The organism is Kitasatospora sp. NPDC057015, from assembly GCF_042673745.1.
In the GTDB taxonomy this organism is placed as follows: domain Bacteria; phylum Actinomycetota; class Actinomycetes; order Streptomycetales; family Streptomycetaceae; genus Kitasatospora.
In genome coordinates this window covers 71,802-87,466 of record NZ_JBHUSG010000013.1, presented here as the reverse complement: position 1 = coordinate 87,466, position 15,665 = coordinate 71,802, and the positions used below count along the sequence as shown (strand labels likewise).

Here is a 15,665-nt window from a genome sequence, read left to right as displayed (position 1 = left end):
GCGGGTCACCGGCGGGTCACCGGCGGTCTGACCGTTGGCGACTCCGGGCGGGCGACTGCGGGCAGGCGTGGCGTCCGGCCTCCGGCCCCGGGTTTCCGGCGGGGCGGCGCAGGCACGGGCCGTCCGTCCGACCGCTCCGGGTTGCGGGCCGCCGGGGCTGCGTCAGCATGACAGAGTGACGGCCCGCGCCCCCTCCCGAGAACGGCGGTCCCGATGAGGTTCACGCCCTGGTGGTCCCGTGTGTCCTCGTACCTGGTCGACTACTTCCTGGTGAGCCTTCCGTCCGGCGTGGCGGCCCTGGTCGCCCCGGGGAGCACCGGGCCGGCGGTCGCGCTCGGCGTGGTGTCCCTCGCCCTGCTGGTCCACAACCGCTGGTACCTCGGCGGCCGCGGGCAGAGCTGGGGCAAGAAGCTGCTCGACACCCACCTCCACCGGGCGGCCACCGGCCGGCCGATCGGCACCTGGAAGTCCTTCCTGCGGGACGTCTGCCATCTCCTGGACGCGCTGCCCTGCCTGCTCGGGTTCCTCTGGCCGCTCTGGGACGGCCGCCGGCAGACCTTCGCGGACAAGATCATGAAGACCGTGGTGACCCCGGCCGAGCCTCCGCTGCCCGAGCCGCTGGCCCGCGACTGGCAGCCCCCCAGCCGGCAGGAGAGCACCGGATGACCGCCGACCGCCCCACCACGGTGGTCAACCTCAAGGGCCACCGGGACGATCCCGACTACGCGGACGTCGTCTACGTGGGCCGTGCGATGCACCGCGGCGGCTGGCACCTGGCGACCTCGCCGTTCTCCAGCCCGTTCCGCCCCGGCCCGGACGGCACCCGGGAGGAGGTCGTCGCCCGGTACCGCGCCTGGCTGCTGGAGCAGCCGGAGCTGCTGGCGCGCCTCCCCGAACTGCGCGGGCACCGGCTGGGCTGCTGGTGCGTACCGGAGGCGTGCCACGCCCAGGTGCTCGCCGAACTCGCCGACGCCGGGGACTGACGACCCGACGGGCACCTCGCCGACACAGCGCCCCGCACCGCCCGGCAACGCGGTCGGGATGGGGCCCCGGGCCGTCGGAGGCGGACGGCCGGCAGGGCAGGATGGCGGTGTGCAGGTACACCCCATCTCGCCCGAGCGGCTGGCCGAACACCTCGCCGACCGCATCACCGACCTCGCCGGCGCGCTCCCCGAGGGCGGCCGGCTGCGCGCCGCCCTCGACGGCGCCCCCGCCGCCCGGCCCGGGGAGCTCGCGGACGCCGTGGCCGGGGCGCTGCGGCTGCGCGGACTGCCGGCGCTGCGGGTGTCGGCCGCCGACTTCCTGCGCCCGGCCTCGATCCGGCTGGAGTACGGCAGGCAGGACCCGGACGCGTACCACGACCTGCGGCTCGACGAGGGCGCGCTGCTCCGCGAGCTGCTCGACCCGCTGGAGCCCGGTGGCAGCGGCCGGGTGCTGCCGACCTTCTGGGACGCGGCGGCCGACCGCGCCACCCGCGCCGCGTACACCCACCTGGCGCCGGGCGGCGTGCTGCTGCTCGACGGTGAGCTGCTGCTCGGGCGCTGGCTGCCGTTCGAGCTGACCGTCCACCTGGCGATGACACCGGCCGCGCTGGCTCGCCGGACGCCGCCCGAGGACCGGTGGACGCTGCCCGCCTTCGCCCGCTACGAGGCCGAGACCGGGCCCGCGGACGCGGCCGACCTCACCGTGCGGGTGGACGACCCCCGCCACCCCGCTCTGGTCGAGCGGCCATGAGCGGGCGGGCCGCCCCCGGCGGGGCCGGGCCGCGCTGGCAGGTCGGACACCAGTAGGCCACCCGGTCCTGCGGCGGGGTACCCAGCCGGGCGGTCAGCACCAGGGTGCCGCAGCGGCGGCAGGGGCGCCCGGCCCGGCCGTACACCCAGTGCGCGCGGCCCGGCCGGGCGTCACCGGTGGTGACGTGCCCCGGGCGCAGCTTGTTGGACTCCAGCAGCTGCCGGGCGCGCGCCACCAGCCGGTCGGGGGCGGGGAGCTCGCCCACCGGCGTCCAGGGGGTGCGGCCGGCCAGGAAGCAGAGTTCGGCGGCGTACACGTTGCCGATGCCCGCCAGGTTGCGCTGGTCGAGCAGGGCCTCGGCGAGCGGCCGGGCGGGCTCCGCGAGGAGCCGGCGGACGGCCTCCGCCTGGTCCCAGCCGGGGCCGAGCAGGTCGGGCCCGAGGTGGCCGACGGCCCGGTGTTCGTCGGCGGTGCGCAGCAGCTCGACGACGGGCAGGCGGTACCCGACGGCGGTCACCGACTCGGTGCCGAGGACGGCCCTGATCTGCCAGGCCGGGCCGCCGGACCAGCGCTCGCCCGGGCGGTAGAGCGCCCAGCGGCCGTCCATGCGCAGATGGGTGTGCAGGGTGAGGCCGCCCTCCAGGCGGGCGAGCAGGTGCTTGCCGCACGGGGTGACGTCCAGGACCAGCCGGCCGGTGAGGTCGGCGGCGGCGTGTGCGGGAACCCGCAGGTCGGCGGTGCTGAGCACCAGGCCGGCCAGCGCCTGGTGCAGGTCGTGGGCCACGCGGTAGACGGAGTCGCCTTCGGGCATGGGTCCATCCTGACGCGTCGGCGTGCGGGTGTCAGGCCCGGCTGCCGGCCGGCTCGCGGGCGGCGAGCCGGCCGGGTGGCCCGGGTGGTCGGGGACGGGTCGCGGCCCGGGGCAGGCCCGGCGCGCGGACGAGGCGCGGGCCGGCGCGCAGGCGGGCGGGCACGGCCCGGTGCGCGCCGGTGTCAGGCCTCGGCGCGCTCCTGACCCTCCCGGATCACCACCACCGGGCAGGGCGCGTGCTCGGTGAGGTGGCGGCTGACCGAGCCGAGCAGGGCGCCGGTGAAGCCGCCCAGGCCACGGCTGCCGACCACCAGCAGGGTGGCGCCGACGGCGGCGTCCAGCAGGGCCCGGGCGGCGTTCCCCGGGATCACCAGCTGGGAGATCTTGACCGGCGGCTCGGCGCCGGCGACCTCGGTGACGGTCTCGGCCAGCGTCCTGGTGGCCAGCTCCTGCGGGTCGAAGCCGTCGGCGACCGGCACCGAGCCCACCCAGCCGTAGTAGGCCGGGTACTCCCAGGCACTCAGCGCCTCGACCACCGCGCCGGTCACCCGCGCCTGCTCGACCGCCCACCGCAGCGCGCTCCGCGACGCCGCCGAACCGTCCACGCCGACCACGATCCGGCCACCCGCACCGTTGCCCATGCCGTCCTCCTCGCTCGCCTTCAGGTACTCCCCTATATATAGATCAATCAGACATTTCTCCGACCGCCGCCACACGGCCCACCGCGACGCCGGGTACCCCTCTGTCCCCGCAGCGGCGCGCCCGACGAACCGCCGACGCCTTACGAACCGCTGACGGCGTGCCGTCGGTGCGGCCCGTGGCCGGCCGGCCGCCCTAGCGTCGACGGCATGGATGTTCTGCTCACCGGCGGTGCCGGTTTCATCGGGTCCGCCGTCGCCTCCCGCCTGCTCGCCGACGGCCACGCCGTCCGGGTGCTGGACGCGCTGCTGCCCGCCGTCCACCCCGGCGGCCCGGACCGGGTCGACCTGCCGGAGGGCGTGGAGTTCGTGCACGGCGACGTCCGGGACGAGGCCGTGGTGGAGCGCGCCCTGGACGGGGTGGACGCGGTCTGCCACCAGGCCGCGATGGTGGGGCTCGGGCTGGACCTCGGCGACGCCCCCGACTACGTGGCCTGCAACGACCTCGGCACCGCGGTGCTGCTCGCCGCGATGGACCGCGCCGGTGTCCACGACCTGGTGCTCGCCGGGTCGATGGTGGTCTACGGCGAGGGCCGCTACCGCTGCCCCGAGCACGGTGACGTGGCACCCGGCCCCCGGGTCGTCGCCGAGCTGGACGCCGGCCGCTTCGAGCCGCCCTGCCCGCACTGCGGCGCCGCCCTCGCCCCCTGGCTGACCACCGAGGACGCCCCGGCCGACCCGCGCAACGTCTACGCGGCGACCAAACTGGCCCAGGAGCACCTGGCCGCGGCCTGGGCCCGTGCCTGCGGCGGCCGGGTGCTGACCCTGCGGTACCACAACGTGTACGGACCGGGGATGCCGCGCGACACCCCGTACGCCGGGGTGGCCTCGCTGTTCCGCTCGGCGCTCGCCCGCGGCGAGGCCCCGGCGGTGTTCGAGGACGGCCGCCAGCGCCGGGACTTCGTGCATGTCGGGGACGTCGCGGCGGCCAACTCCGCCGCCCTGCGGGCGCTGGCCGGCCGGCCGCCGGGCAGCGCGCGGGCGTTCAACGTGGGCAGCGGCGAGGTCCGTACCGTCGGCGAGATGGCGGCGGCGCTGGCCCGGGCCCACGGCGGCCCGGCCCCGGTGGTGACCGGCCGCTACCGGCTGGGCGACGTCCGGCACGTCACCGCCGACTCGTCCCGGCTGCGGGCCGAACTGGGCTGGCGGCCGGAGGTCGGCTTCGCGGCCGGGATGGCCGCCTTCGCTGTGGCACCGCTGCGGGGTGACGGACAGTCGGAGTGACGGGGGTTGTCGGCCGGGCGGGGTGACGGGCGGGCGGAGTGACAGGCGGGCGGGCCGGGGTGGCATGCTGGGCGGATGGCCCGCAAGCACGCTCCCGCCCGGAGCTTCGCCCGGCTGCTGGAGTCCGTGGGGCCGCCGGCGGAGCCCGCCGAGCGGTACGGCCCGGCCCACCTGGACCCGGTGCACGACGGCGGGTTCACCGACGCCGAGGGGTGCCGGTGGGCACTGTCCCGGGGCCCGATCGACACCCGGCGGGCCAAGCGGCTGGCCCTGGGCGCCGACCTGTTGTGGACCGGCGACGACGAGTACGACGAGGACGGCGACCGCCTGGTGCCGGTGTACGTACCGGCGGCCGACCGGGCCGCCGCCTGGCAGGAGATCCGGCCACGGCTCAACGCCGCCGACGGGCACCTGCCGTTCCACCACGCCTTCGAGTTCGTCTCCGCCGGCCGGGTGCTCCTCTACGTCGAGACCTACTGCTGAGACCGACCGGCACGTGGGGGCGGCGGCGCGGCGCCCGGGCTCCCTCCCCCACGGACGGCGTTGTCGTCAGGCGCCGCAGCTCCGCTGCCACTCCGCCCCCGGCCTCCGGCCGGGAGGTGCCCCCACCTCCGCCGTGCCGGACTCGGCCCGGACCCCGCTCCATCACCCACCCCCCGGTTGCCGGTCCGTCCGAGTCCACGGAGTGAAATTGCCCCCGCCGGCCCGAACGCCGCTGCGACGATCGGCCCATGACTCGTGACCTGCGCATCTGCTTCGTCGGGGACTCCCTGGTCGCCGGCGTCGGTGATCCCCTCTGCCTGGGCTGGCCGGGGCGGCTGACCGCACGGGCCTTCGCCGCCGGTCAGCCGGTGACCCCCTACAACCTCGGCGTCCGGCGGCAGACCTCCGCCGACATCCTCGCCCGCTGGGAGGAGGAGTGCGCCCGGCGGCTCGCGGAGGGCACCGACCGGCGGGTGGTGTTCTCCCTCGGCGTGAACGACACCACCCTGGAGGGCGGCCGCCCGCGGGTGGCGCCCGAGGAGTCGACGGCCAATCTGGCGAAGATGCTCGACGGGGCCGCCGGACGCGGCTGGCAGGCCCTGGTGGTCGCCCCGCCGCCGGTGGCCGACCCCGGGCAGAACCTCCGTACCGCGCGGCTGGACGAGCGCTTCGCGTCGCTCTGCCGGGAGGCGGGCGTCCCGTACGTCGCCGCGCACCGGCCGCTGAGCGGGAACGCGGTGTGGATGCACGAGGTACGCGTCGGCGACGGCTCGCACCCGGGCGCGGCCGGCTACGAGGAGTTCGCCGCCCTGCTGGCGCCGCACTGGGCCGCCTGGCTGTGCCTCGCCGAACAGCGGCGGCCCGGCTGACCGTACCCGGCTGTCCGGCCCCGGGTGGCGGGCGCGGTGGGGCCGGGAGGGCTACCGCAGGACGGCGGCGGCCGGCAGGGCGATCTCGAAGCAGCAGCCGCCGGCGACGTTGTGCACGCTCGCCCGGCCGGCGTGCGCCTCGACGATGCCACGGACGATCGCCAGCCCGAGGCCGGCGCCGCTGTCGCCGTGCCGGGCGTCGCCGGGCGCGGACCCGGTGCCGATCCCGACGGGCTCGCGCGGGGTGCGGGCGCTCACGCCGCGCCAGCCGGTCTCGAAGACCCGCGGCAGGTCCGGTTCGGGGATGCCGCCGCAGCCGTCCGTCACCGAGAGCACCACCTCGCCGAGCTCCTGACGGGCCGCGACGGCCACCACGCCGTCGATCGGGGTCGAGCGGATGGCGTTGACCAGCAGGTTCCCCAGCACCCGGGTGATCTCGCGGCCGTCCACCTCGACCGGCGCGGGCTCCACGCTGCCACCGAGCAGCCGGACCCCGCGCTGGCGGGCCAGCGGGTGGGCGCCCGCGATGGCGTCCCCGACGAGGTCGTACACCGAGACCCGGGCGAGCGAGAGGGTCAGTGCGCCGGCCTGGATCCGGGAGAGCTCGAAGAGGTCGTCGACCATGCCGGTGAGCCGGTCCACCTCGGTGCGGATCTGCGCGTGGTAGCGGCCCGGGTCCTCGGCGACGCCGTCCTCCAGGGCCTCCGCCATCGCGCGCAGCCCGGCCAGCGGGGTGCGCAGGTCGTGCGAGATCCAGGCGATCAGCTCCCGCCGGGAGGACTCCAGGGTCTGCTCGCGCCGTCGGGACTCGGCGAGCCGGGCGCTGGTGGCGGCGAGTTCCGCGCTGAGCGCGGCGAGCTCGGCGCCGAGCGGCCGGTCGGGCGCGGTGAAGCCGTCGTCGCTGCCGACCGTCCGGGCGGCGAGCGCCAGCGCCCGGCTGCCGGCCACCACCTGACGGCCCAGCAGCGCCGCGGTCGCGAGCGAGACCACCGCCGCCATGCAGAGCACCGTTATCACCACGCCCAGGTCGTGGTGCGAGAGGAACATCGCCTGCGCGACGACCAGCGTCCCGGTGGTCATCGCGAGGACGGTGACCACCGCCACGCAGAACAGCGAGAGCGCGACCGAACGCCGGCGCAGCAGCCGGACGGCCGGCCAGCCGAGGAGGCCCGCCCCGCCCGCGCCCAGCGCGGCGAAGGCGGTGATGAGCAGGAGGTCTTTCACAGGACGGGGCCTTTCCCGGCGGGGTCGAAGCGGTAGCCGACGCCCCAGACGGTGGTGATCAGGGCGGGTGCGGCCGGGTCGTCCTCGACCTTCTCGCGCAGCCGCCGGACGTGCACGGTGACGGTGGACAGGTCGCCGAACTCCCAGCCCCAGACGCGCTGCATCAGCTCCTCCCGGCCGAAGGCCGTCCCCGGATGCCGCAGCAGGAAGGCCAGCAGGTCGAACTCGCGCAGGGTGAGGGCCAGTTCACGGCCGGCCCGGAAGGCCCGGCGGGCCGACGGGTCGAGCGTGAGGTCGCCGGCCGAGAGCCGGGCGGGCGGCGCCGCCGGGCCGGGGCGCGCGGAACGGCGCAGCACGGACTGCACCCGCAGGACGAGCTCGCGGGGGCTGAAGGGTTTGGTGACGTAGTCGTCGGCGCCCAGCTCCAGGCCGAGGATCCGGTCGGACTCGTCGCCCCTGGCGGTGAGCATCACCACCGGCAGCCGCGTGCCACCGGCGCCGGCGCGCAGCCGGCGGCAGACCTCCAGCCCGTCCAGGCCGGGCAGCATCAGGTCGAGGACGACCAGGTCGGGCCGGGTGGCGGCGGCCACGGCGAGCGCCTCCAGCCCGTCGGCCGCGCGGTCGACCCGGAAGCCCGCGCGCAGCAGGTAGCCGGTGACCACCTCGGCGACCGTGGGATCGTCGTCGACGACCAGGACGCGGCCGGCCGACCCCGGCGCCGCGGGCCCGGCGGGGGCGGCGGCCGGCCGGGCGGTCTCGGCGCCGGCGGAGCCCGGCGGGGTGGGGCCGGCCGGGGGAGGTTCGGGGATCGTCACGCCTTCGAGGATAGGAAGCCCGGACCGCCGGTCGGGGCCGCCGGAGCCACCCGTACGACTTCCGTAAGGTGGCGATGCGGCTTTCGTCCCGATTCCGCTGGGTAGCGTGAGCCGGGTGACTACCACTCCCCCTCCCCCGCCCGTCGACGTGGTGCTGCCCTGCCTGGACGAGGCCGAGGCGCTGCCGTGGGTGCTCGCCCGGATCCCGGACGGCTGGCGGGCGATCGTCGTCGACAACGGTTCGACGGACGGCTCCGCCGAGCTGGCGCGCTCCCTCGGGGCCCTGGTGGTGAACGAGCCGCGGCGCGGCTTCGGCGCCGCCTGCCACGCCGGGCTGCTGGCCGCCACCGCGGAGACGGTCTGCTTCCTGGACTGCGACGGCTCCCTCGACCCCGCCCAGCTGCACCGCGTGCTCGCCCCGCTCGACGACGGATCGGCGGACCTGGTGCTCGGCCGGCGCCGGCCCACCACCCCGGGGGCGTGGCCGGTGCACGCGCGGCTGGCCAACCGGGTGCTGGCCCGCCGGCTGCGCGCGCACACCGGCGCGCCGCTGCACGACCTGGGCCCGATGCGGGCGGCCCGCCGCGAGCGGCTGCTCGCCCTGGGCCTGGGCGACCGCCGGTCGGGCTATCCGCTGGAGATGGTGCTCGCCGCCGCGGCCGCCGGGATGCGGATCGCCGAGCGGGACGTCGCCTACCGGCCCAGGGCCGGCCGCTCCAAGGTGACCGGCACCCTGCGCGGAACCCGGCAGGCCGTCCAGGACATGCGGGCCGTCCTGGCGGCCCCCGCGCCGACCCTGCTGGTGATCGCGAAGGCGCCGGTGCCCGGGCGGGTGAAGACCAGGCTGACGCCGCCCTGCACGCCGGAGCAGGCGGCCGCGCTGGCCGAGGCGGCGCTGACCGACACCCTGCGCGCGCTCGGCTCGGTGCCGGCCGGGCGGCGGCTGCTCGTCCTGGACGGCGAGCCCGGGCCGTGGCTGCCGGCCGGCTGGCAGGTGGTGCCGCAGCCGGCGGGCGGGCTGGACGTCCGGCTGGCCGCCGCCTTCGCGGCGGCCCCGGCCGGCGCGCCCGCGATGCTGGTGGGGATGGACACCCCGCAGCTGAGCGCGGCGGCGCTGGCCGCGCAGCTCTCGCCGGCGGCCCGGGCGGGCGCCGACGCCTGGTTCGGCCCGGCCAGGGACGGCGGCTTCTGGGCGCTCGGGCTGGCCCGTCCGACGGCCGACCTGGCCCGCCGCCTGCTGGTGGGGGTGCCGATGTCGAGCCCGCGGACGGGCGAGGTGCTGCTGGAGCGGCTGGCGCTGGCGGGCCTGACGGTCCGCCGGCTGCCGCTGCTGACCGACGTGGACACCGCGCGGGACGCCGCCGAGGTCGCGGCGCTGGTGCCGGGCGGCGCGTTCGCGGCCTGCTGGCGGTCGGTCGGGGCGGTCGCCGGCACGGCCGGGGCCGCCGGGTGACGCCGGTCGCCGGCGCGCCGGCGCCGGCCCGCCCGTGGATCGACGACCCGTTCACGGAGGCGATCCGCACCGGCCGCGGCCCGCTCTGGCTGCGCACCCCGGACGGCGGCCGGATCCGGCTGGACGTCGAGCGCTGGTGCGCGCCGCCGGACGCGGCCGACCGCACCCTGCTGGAGCGCTGCGTCCGGCTGGGCCTGCCCGCGCTGGACGTCGGCTGCGGCCCGGGCCGGCTGGTGGCCGGACTGCTGGCCCTCGGCCTGCCCGCGCTGGGGGTGGACCTGACGGTGGCCGCCGTCGCCCGCACCCGGCTGCTCGGCGGCCCTGCCCTGTGCCGGTCGGTCTTCGAGCGCCTGCCGGGCGAGGGCCGCTGGGGGGCGGTCCTGCTGGCCGACGGCAATCTCGGCATCGGCGGTGACCCGGCGGCCCTGCTCGGCCGGATCGCCCAGCTGCTGCGCCCGGGGGGACGCCTGCTGGTGGAGGTGGAGCCGCAGGAGGTGGACGAGCGGCTGGCCGTCCGGATCGAGGACGGCCGCGGCCGCCTCGGTCCGCCGTTCCGCTGGGCCCGGCTCGGCGCGGCGGCGGCCGCCCGGTGCGCGGCGGGCGCGGGGCTGGCCGAGACGGAGCGCTGGACGGCGGACGGGCGCCGGTTCCTGGCGTTCGGCCCGGCGTGCGGCCCGGCGTGCGGCGACGACGCGGGCCGGCGGTGAGGCCGCGGTGTCGGGCCGGGCGTGCGGACGCCGCGGCGGGCGGGCCGGGGGCGCGGCAGGCACCGCCCCGGTCTCGCCGGCCGCGGCCGGGTGCGGGCCGCCGCACGGGTGCCCGCTGGTACTGACGGGTGCGCGGACGCGCCGACCACGCACCCGTCAGGGTTGTCAGGCCCGGTAGGAGGCCCAGGAGTTGGACATCCTGGTGACCTGGCCCGGGGTGAACTGGGTCATGCAGGAGTCGTAGGTGTAGTCCATGAAGTTCTTGATCGGGTCGAGCCCGGCGGCGGTGCAGGTGTCGCGGCCGGTCGGGCACTGGTAGGCGGCGCTCTTCTCGGCGGGGGTGTCGGAGACGTAGTCGCCGTTGCCGCTGCAGCCGCCCTGGAAGGTGTGGTAGAGGCCGAGCCAGTGGCCGACCTCGTGGGTGGCGGTGTCGCCCTCGTTGTAGTTGGTGGACGATCCGCCCGGCAGCGAGGTGTCGAGGATGACGACGCCGTCGTCCTTGGGGTTGGAGCTGTAGGAGCTGGGGAAGGTCGCCCAGCCGAGCAGGCTCTGCCCGAGGCTCGCGGTGTAGAGGTTGAGGGTGCCCGCGCCGCCCTTGCGCAGGGCGGTCTTCATGGCCTTCTCGGCGGACGACCCGGGCGCGAGGCCGTTGTACCAGGCGGCCTTGTCGGTGTAGTCGGTGCCGGCCAGCGTGAAGGTGAACGGGGTCGCGGTGTTGCCCGAGCCCTGGCCGCCGTAGGCCGCGTTCAGGACGGACAGCTGCTTGCTGATGTCCGAGGCGGTCAGCTTGCCGGTCGTCCCCGAGTGGATGACGTGCACGTACACCGGGATCGAGGTGGCCGCGACGGCCGGCGAGAGCAGCGCGCTGCCCTGGGCGGACTTGCTCAGCTGCTTGACCCGGGCGTTCAGGTCGGCGTCCATCGCCCCGGCCTGCGCCTCGGTGACGGCGTTGGGCTCGTGGGCCTGGCTGCCGGCCGCGCGGCGGGCGGCGGAGTCCTGGCCGTCCTCGCCGACGCACTGGCCGGCGGCCGTGGGGGCGGAGGCGGCGGTGACGGACGAGGGGGCGGCGAACTGGGTGAGGGCGAGGGTGGCGACGAGGGCGGCGGCGCTGAGGAGTCTGCGGGGGACACGCGTGTGGACGTGGGCAGAACGACGCATCTGCTCTCCTGTGGAGAAGTGGGGGTTGGCGGTGGGGAGCCGTCGAGCCGAGGCTACGCATGCGCGACGTGTACGCGTCATACTGTTACCGGCCGCAAAATCCTGACGACAAATCGGGCGAACTCCGGAAGTTCACCCGATCAGAGCTGGTCGATGTGGAGAATTTACCGCTCGGCAACATGGCTGCCCTGTCCGAAAGTTGATTGGCCATCCCTTCCCCGGCCCAACCGTGCGCATGCCCACTGCCACCCGTACGCCGGTCATTCGCCCCTGAGCGCCCCCGCGCCGGGCCTGGAACGACCGGCCGTCGGCCTACGCCGCGACGAAGGCGATCTCCCCCAACTGCCGGGCCGCCGCCCGGTCCAGCACCACCACCGAGGCGCACCCCGCCGGCGGCGCGCCGGTACCCGCCAGCCGGGTGCGCAGCCGGCCGGCCGCCCGGCAGTGCCGGGCGAAGGCGTACGCGGACACGGCCTGACCCCGTGCCAGCTGGCCCTCCCGCGCCTCCGCACTGCTCGCGTCCAGCAGCACCAGGTGCAGCCGGCGCCCCTGCCGGGCCGCCGAGCGGGCCAGCCAGTGCCGCACCCAGGGCAGCGCCCCGCAGTCGTGCACCGCCAGCGGACCGCCCGCCAGCAGCGCCCGCCGCAGCCGCCGGTAGTGCGCCAGCCGGACGAACGGCCGGTACACCGCGTAGGGCAGCCAGGCCGGCACCCTGGCCGCGTACTCCTCCCGGACCTGTTGGGAGTCGATCACCCTCGTCCGCACCGAGCGCCGCAGCAGGGTGCTCTTGCCGCTGCCGGGCAGGCCGGAGACGACCAGCAGGTCCTGCGGCGGGTAGTGCAGCGCGGTCGCGCCCCGCCCGCCTCGCAGATCGTGCAGCGCGCGCGGGCGCAGCACCGCCGGCCGCGGCGCCCGCCGCGGCGGCGGCACCCGGACCGGCTGCGCCGACAGCTCGGTCTCCATCGACTCGGACACCAGTACTCCCTCCGGACCCCGGTGCCTGTCACCCCCCGGGCCTGCTCCGACTTCTCAAAGAGACAGTAAAGAGTAGTGGTCAGGGGCGGTCCCACTGAACCCTTTTCACGGAGGGGGACGAAATCGGGCGGGCGGCCGGTTCCCCGCCCGCCGGGGCGCGAGGGCGCCGACCGCCGGCTCACCCGCCCGGGCCGGGCGCCCGGACACCCTCCGCGCGCCGCCGGTTCGCCGTCGAAGGACCCGCCCGCCCGCCGGTCCGGCGCCGCACCGCCCGACGCAGCGCCGCGCCCGCCAGCACGGCGACCAGCGCCGCCGCGTACGCGGGCCGCTGCGCCGGCCCGCCCAGCAGGTAGACCAGCTGCCCGGCGACCGGCACCGCCAGCCACTCCCACCTGCCGTCCAGCCCGACCAGGGCGACCACCAGCAGCCCGTACCAGGGGTAGCCGGGGGTGGCCGCGAGCAGGGCGCCGCCGGTGACCAGCAGGGCGCCCCGCCAGGGCCGCCCGGGATCGCCCCGGCGCAGCACGTGGAGGACCAGTGCGAGCAGGACGAGCGCCGCGCCGTACGGCGCCGCCCGGTCCGGCAGCAGCAGGCGGACCAGCGCGAAGCGGTCGATCCGGTCCTGGTCGTAGCCCTCCTCGCGCAGGTACCCGGGCAGGTAGCCGACCACCCCGGTGCCGGAGGCCAACACGTACGGCAGGTAGCCGAGGGCGAAGGCGGCCAGCGCGGCGAGCGGCAGCACCAGGTCCCGCGGGCGCGGACGGCGGGCCAGCAGGCCGGACATCGCCCCGGGCAGGGCCAGGGCCGGCAGCAGCTTGGTCGCGGTGGCCGCGCCGAGCAGCGCCCCGCGCACCGCGGCGCGCCCACGCCCCGCGAGGGTCGGGGCGAGGCCCAGACCGGCGACCGTCAGCAGGGCGCCGAGCACGTCCACATGGGCGTCGTTGACGGCCCACACCGCGACGCCCGGACACCAGCCCCAGAGCGCCGCCCGCCACAGGGCACGGCCGGGCGGCCCCGGCCGGCGCCGCAGCACCGCCAGCAGGACGGCGGTGGTGGCGACCGCGAGCAGCGCGCCGCCGACCTGCGCCGCGCGCACGCCCCAGCCGCCCGCCGCCCGGTAGAGGCCGGCGAACCACAGCTCGGCGACGGGCGGATAGACGGTGCGCACCGCCGGTCGGTTCAGGTGGCTGCAGAAGCCGCCCACCGCGCGGCGCTCGTCCCAGCCGGCGCAGTCGCCGCCGACCGGGAACAGCTCCGGCGCCCGGGCGCGCAGCGCGGCCAGCGCCGGATCGTCCGGGGCGTGGGCGTACGGCGAGATGCCGGCCCACTGCACCCGGCCGTCCCAGAGGTAGCGGTACGCGTCGTCGCTGGTCCGGGGCGGGGCGAGCAGCCCGACGGCGGCCACCAGCACACCGCCGGCCAGCACCAGCCCCCCGGCCCGCCGCGCCGGCACCCGTCGCAGCAGGCCCACCGCGAGCGCGAACAGCAGCGCGTCCGCGGCGTACCAGGCGTGGAGCGGGCGGCGCGCGCCGAGCGTCCCGCCGCCGGTGACGGTCAGGGCCAGGGCGACGACCAGGGCGGCGAGCGCCAGGCAGCAGACCGCGGTGGCGGCCGAGCGGCGGGCGGGCGGGGTCTCGGGCATGGCCGTCAGCCTGCCACCGCGCCGAGCGCGGGCGGCGGATCGGCGGGCCGGCGTCCGACTTCCGTAAGCAGCGCCTCCGGTCACGGGGCGGCCCGACCGGGAGGCGCTCCCGGTACTCGGCGGCGCGGCTGCGGACGGCTCCAGGTCTCCGGGCGGCCCGGTCGCCGTAGGACTTCCGTAAGCACGTCGAAGCCACCGCGGGCGCCCCGCCCGAGGTCTGATGACGGGGTGGACGAAGACACCCCCCGCCGCCGCCCGTACGACCTCACCCTCCCCGCTCCGCCGGACGCGCTGCGCCGCGGCCCGCTGCGGGAGGGCACCTTCAGCTCGGTGCTGCACGAGCCGCGCACCGCCGTGGTGATCGGCCGCTGGCTCGGCGCCGCGCTGCTGGTCTGCTTCGGCACCGGGCTGGTCAGCCACCTGCTCCAGCAGCCGCCGCACTGGCTGGCCGGCGCCCTGCCGAGCCGGCCGGCCGACGGCTACCGGATCACCCAGGGGCTGCACGTGATCAGCGGGACGGCCGCGATCCCGCTGCTCGGCGCGAAGTTGTGGACGGTGTACCCGCAGCTCTTCGCCTGGCCCCCGGCCCGCAGCGTGCTGCACCTGCTGGAGCGGCTCGGGATCGCCGTCCTGGTCGCCTCGATGCTGCTGGAGCTGTTCACCGGGCTGCTGAACACCCTCCAGTGGTACCCGTGGCCGTTCCCGTTCCGCCAGACGCACTTCTGGCTGGGCTGGCTGGCCACCGGCGGCCTGCTGCTGCACGTCGCGGCCAAGGCCCCGCTGATCGCCGCCCACTGGCGGCGCGTCAGGCCCGGTCTGGCGCAGCGCCGGGCCTTCCTGACGGCGGTGACCGCCTCGGTCGGCGCGGTCACCCTCACCACGGCCGGCCAGACCGTGCCCTGGCTGCGCCGCACCGACCTGTTCGCCCCGCGCCGCCCCGACCTCGGCCCGCAGGGCCTGCCGGTCAACCGCACCGCCGTACAGGCCGGCACCGCCGTCACCCCGGCCGGCTGGCGGCTGCGGCTGGACGGCCCGCGCCCGGCCCTGCTCTCCCTCGCGGACCTGCAGCGACTGCCGCAGTTCACGGTGGAGCTGCCGATCTCCTGCGTGGAGGGCTGGAGCGCCTCGGCGCACTGGTCCGGGGTCCGGGTGCGCGACCTGCTGGACCTCGCGGGCGCCCCCGCGGACGCCGGGGTGCGGGTCACCTCGCTGGAGGCGGACGGCCCGTACCGGGTGACGGAGATGCCGTCCGGGTACGCCGGCGACCCGCTGACCCTGCTCGCCCTGCGGGTCAACGGCGAGGTGCTGGCCCCCGACCACGGCTACCCGGCCCGGATCATCGCGCCGAACCGGCCCGGCGTCCTGCAGACCAAGTGGGTCGACCGGATGGAGGTCCTCTGATGCGCACGCTGCGGACCGTGCTGGCCGGAGCCGGCCTCGCCCTCACCGGCTACGGACTGTACGGGTTGCTGACCGACCCCTACATCCGGCACCCGTCGGACGTCCTGACCTGGGCGGCGGGCGCGGTGGTGCTCCACGACGGCCTCTGGGTGCCGCTGCTCTGCCTGCTCGGCGCCCTGCCGGCCCGCGCCGCCCTCGACCGGAGGGCCCCGGACCTGACCACTCCCGTCCGGACCTGCCTGATCGTCGCCGCCGCCGTCACCGCCGTGGCCCTGCCGGCCGTGCTGCGCTCCGGGGCCGACCGGGGCAACCCGAGCGTGCTCGCGCTGCCCTACCTCCGGAACTGGCTGCTCGTGCTGGCCGCGATCGCGGTCGTCGCCGTGCTGTGGACCGCGCTGGCCTCGGTGGCGCGCTCCGCCCGCCGAACCGGCCGGCGGGGGCGGTCGGACGGCTGACCGGGGACACCGTCCG

17 protein-coding genes and 1 pseudogene are annotated in these 15,665 nt (G+C 77.3%); 11 read left to right on the top strand and 7 right to left on the bottom strand.

All coding sequences use genetic code 11. The features are described 5' to 3' along the window. The first annotated feature begins 213 nt into the window (after positions 1-213). From ACFTWP_RS15585 to ACFTWP_RS15575, 3 genes are all read left to right on the top strand, one after another. Positions 214-666, top strand: coding sequence for an RDD family protein (locus tag ACFTWP_RS15585; RefSeq protein WP_380265049.1), 453 nt, complete (start codon positions 214-216; stop codon positions 664-666). Next, positions 663-983: a DUF4326 domain-containing protein gene (locus ACFTWP_RS15580; RefSeq protein WP_380265048.1), complete on the top strand. Its 321-nt coding sequence runs from the start codon at positions 663-665 to the stop codon at positions 981-983. The genes ACFTWP_RS15585 and ACFTWP_RS15580 overlap by 4 nt, the downstream gene beginning before the upstream one ends. 109 nt (positions 984-1,092) lie before the next feature. Then, positions 1,093-1,734, top strand: coding sequence for a uridine kinase (locus tag ACFTWP_RS15575; RefSeq protein ID WP_380265047.1), 642 nt, complete (start codon positions 1,093-1,095; stop codon positions 1,732-1,734). Here the strand turns inward: ACFTWP_RS15575 and ACFTWP_RS15570 are convergent. Continuing rightward, positions 1,682-2,545 carry a DNA-formamidopyrimidine glycosylase family protein gene (locus tag ACFTWP_RS15570; RefSeq protein WP_380265046.1) on the bottom strand — a complete coding sequence of 288 codons (864 nt, stop codon included), beginning with the start codon at positions 2,543-2,545 and terminating at the stop codon, positions 1,682-1,684. The two genes, ACFTWP_RS15575 and ACFTWP_RS15570, sit on opposite strands and share 53 nt — an antisense overlap. Positions 2,546-2,727: 182 nt before the next feature. Then, positions 2,728-3,186: a universal stress protein gene (locus tag ACFTWP_RS15565; RefSeq protein ID WP_380265045.1), complete on the bottom strand. Its 459-nt coding sequence runs from the start codon at positions 3,184-3,186 to the stop codon at positions 2,728-2,730. Positions 3,187-3,393: 207 nt separating this feature from the next. Here ACFTWP_RS15565 and ACFTWP_RS15560 point away from each other — a divergent pair, with 207 nt between their 5' ends. From ACFTWP_RS15560 to ACFTWP_RS15550, 3 genes are all read left to right on the top strand, one after another. After that, positions 3,394-4,467 carry an NAD-dependent epimerase/dehydratase family protein gene (locus ACFTWP_RS15560; RefSeq protein ID WP_380265044.1) on the top strand — a complete coding sequence of 358 codons (1,074 nt, stop codon included), beginning with the start codon at positions 3,394-3,396 and terminating at the stop codon, positions 4,465-4,467. Between the two features lie 75 nt (positions 4,468-4,542). Further along, positions 4,543-4,950: a hypothetical protein gene (locus ACFTWP_RS15555; protein ID WP_380265043.1), complete on the top strand. Its 408-nt coding sequence runs from the start codon at positions 4,543-4,545 to the stop codon at positions 4,948-4,950. A gap of 248 nt (positions 4,951-5,198) precedes the next feature. After that, positions 5,199-5,819, top strand: a complete 621-nt coding sequence (locus tag ACFTWP_RS15550) for a GDSL-type esterase/lipase family protein (RefSeq protein ID WP_380265041.1) — start codon at positions 5,199-5,201, stop codon at positions 5,817-5,819. 51 nt (positions 5,820-5,870) lie between these two features. On the opposite strand, the gene ACFTWP_RS15545 is transcribed toward ACFTWP_RS15550, so the two are convergent. Both ACFTWP_RS15545 and ACFTWP_RS15540 read right to left on the bottom strand, forming a co-directional pair. Then, positions 5,871-7,043, bottom strand: a complete 1,173-nt coding sequence (locus ACFTWP_RS15545) for a sensor histidine kinase (protein ID WP_380265040.1) — start codon at positions 7,041-7,043, stop codon at positions 5,871-5,873. Next, complete coding sequence (locus ACFTWP_RS15540; RefSeq protein ID WP_380265039.1) at positions 7,040-7,858, bottom strand: response regulator transcription factor; 819 nt, start codon at positions 7,856-7,858, stop codon at positions 7,040-7,042. Before ACFTWP_RS15540 ends, ACFTWP_RS15545 begins: the two co-directional genes overlap by 4 nt. Positions 7,859-7,973: 115 nt before the next feature. Between ACFTWP_RS15540 and ACFTWP_RS15535 the strand changes: the two are divergent. The 3 genes and pseudogenes from ACFTWP_RS15535 to ACFTWP_RS15525 form a co-directional block, all read left to right on the top strand. Further along, a pseudogene (locus ACFTWP_RS15535) lies at positions 7,974-8,648 on the top strand (glycosyltransferase family 2 protein); the annotation flags it as partial. Beyond that, positions 8,622-9,311 carry a DUF2064 domain-containing protein gene (locus ACFTWP_RS15530; RefSeq protein ID WP_380265147.1) on the top strand — a complete coding sequence of 230 codons (690 nt, stop codon included), beginning with the start codon at positions 8,622-8,624 and terminating at the stop codon, positions 9,309-9,311. The pseudogene ACFTWP_RS15535 and the gene ACFTWP_RS15530, both read left to right, overlap by 27 nt. After that, entirely contained in the window at positions 9,308-10,018 is a 711-nt protein-coding gene (locus ACFTWP_RS15525) for a methyltransferase domain-containing protein (protein ID WP_380265038.1), read from the top strand. Before ACFTWP_RS15530 ends, ACFTWP_RS15525 begins: the two co-directional genes overlap by 4 nt. A gap of 165 nt (positions 10,019-10,183) precedes the next feature. On the opposite strand, the gene ACFTWP_RS15520 is transcribed toward ACFTWP_RS15525, so the two are convergent. From ACFTWP_RS15520 to ACFTWP_RS15510, 3 genes are all read right to left on the bottom strand, one after another. Beyond that, positions 10,184-11,176 (bottom strand): zinc metalloprotease, encoded by a 993-nt coding sequence (locus ACFTWP_RS15520; protein WP_380265037.1) that lies wholly within the window; start codon positions 11,174-11,176, stop codon positions 10,184-10,186. A 312-nt stretch (positions 11,177-11,488) separates the two neighbouring features. Next, entirely contained in the window at positions 11,489-12,151 is a 663-nt protein-coding gene (locus tag ACFTWP_RS15515; protein WP_380265036.1) for an AAA family ATPase, read from the bottom strand. A 178-nt stretch (positions 12,152-12,329) separates the two neighbouring features. Then, positions 12,330-13,793 (bottom strand): hypothetical protein, encoded by a 1,464-nt coding sequence (locus ACFTWP_RS15510; RefSeq protein WP_380265035.1) that lies wholly within the window; start codon positions 13,791-13,793, stop codon positions 12,330-12,332. Between the two features lie 306 nt (positions 13,794-14,099). On the opposite strand from ACFTWP_RS15510, the gene ACFTWP_RS15505 reads away from it, so the two are divergent. Beyond that, the gene (locus ACFTWP_RS15505) at positions 14,100-15,194 is read left to right on the top strand and encodes a molybdopterin-dependent oxidoreductase (RefSeq protein ID WP_380265145.1); all 1,095 of its coding nucleotides are present in this window, start codon (positions 14,100-14,102) and stop codon (positions 15,192-15,194) included. Then, the gene (locus ACFTWP_RS15500) at positions 15,194-15,649 is read left to right on the top strand and encodes a hypothetical protein (RefSeq protein WP_380265034.1); all 456 of its coding nucleotides are present in this window, start codon (positions 15,194-15,196) and stop codon (positions 15,647-15,649) included. The genes ACFTWP_RS15505 and ACFTWP_RS15500 overlap by 1 nt, the downstream gene beginning before the upstream one ends. The last annotated feature ends 16 nt before the right edge of the window (positions 15,650-15,665 follow it).

What these genes read in the sequence shown, in the direction of transcription:
- ACFTWP_RS15585 (WP_380265049.1), top strand. Translation starts at nt 214, where the DNA reads ATGAGGTTCACGCCCTGGTGGTCCCGTGTGTCCTCGTACCTGGTCGAC.
- ACFTWP_RS15580 (WP_380265048.1), top strand. Translation starts at nt 663, where the DNA reads ATGACCGCCGACCGCCCCACCACGGTGGTCAACCTCAAGGGCCACCGG.
- ACFTWP_RS15570 (WP_380265046.1), bottom strand. Translation starts at nt 2,545, where the DNA reads ATGCCCGAAGGCGACTCCGTCTACCGCGTGGCCCACGACCTGCACCAG.
- ACFTWP_RS15565 (WP_380265045.1), bottom strand. Translation starts at nt 3,186, where the DNA reads ATGGGCAACGGTGCGGGTGGCCGGATCGTGGTCGGCGTGGACGGTTCG.
- ACFTWP_RS15560 (WP_380265044.1), top strand. Translation starts at nt 3,394, where the DNA reads ATGGATGTTCTGCTCACCGGCGGTGCCGGTTTCATCGGGTCCGCCGTC.
- ACFTWP_RS15555 (WP_380265043.1), top strand. Translation starts at nt 4,543, where the DNA reads ATGGCCCGCAAGCACGCTCCCGCCCGGAGCTTCGCCCGGCTGCTGGAG.
- ACFTWP_RS15550 (WP_380265041.1), top strand. Translation starts at nt 5,199, where the DNA reads ATGACTCGTGACCTGCGCATCTGCTTCGTCGGGGACTCCCTGGTCGCC.
- ACFTWP_RS15530 (WP_380265147.1), top strand. Translation starts at nt 8,622, where the DNA reads ATGCGGGCCGTCCTGGCGGCCCCCGCGCCGACCCTGCTGGTGATCGCG.
- ACFTWP_RS15520 (WP_380265037.1), bottom strand. Translation starts at nt 11,176, where the DNA reads ATGCGTCGTTCTGCCCACGTCCACACGCGTGTCCCCCGCAGACTCCTC.
- ACFTWP_RS15510 (WP_380265035.1), bottom strand. Translation starts at nt 13,793, where the DNA reads ATGCCCGAGACCCCGCCCGCCCGCCGCTCGGCCGCCACCGCGGTCTGC.
- ACFTWP_RS15500 (WP_380265034.1), top strand. Translation starts at nt 15,194, where the DNA reads ATGCGCACGCTGCGGACCGTGCTGGCCGGAGCCGGCCTCGCCCTCACC.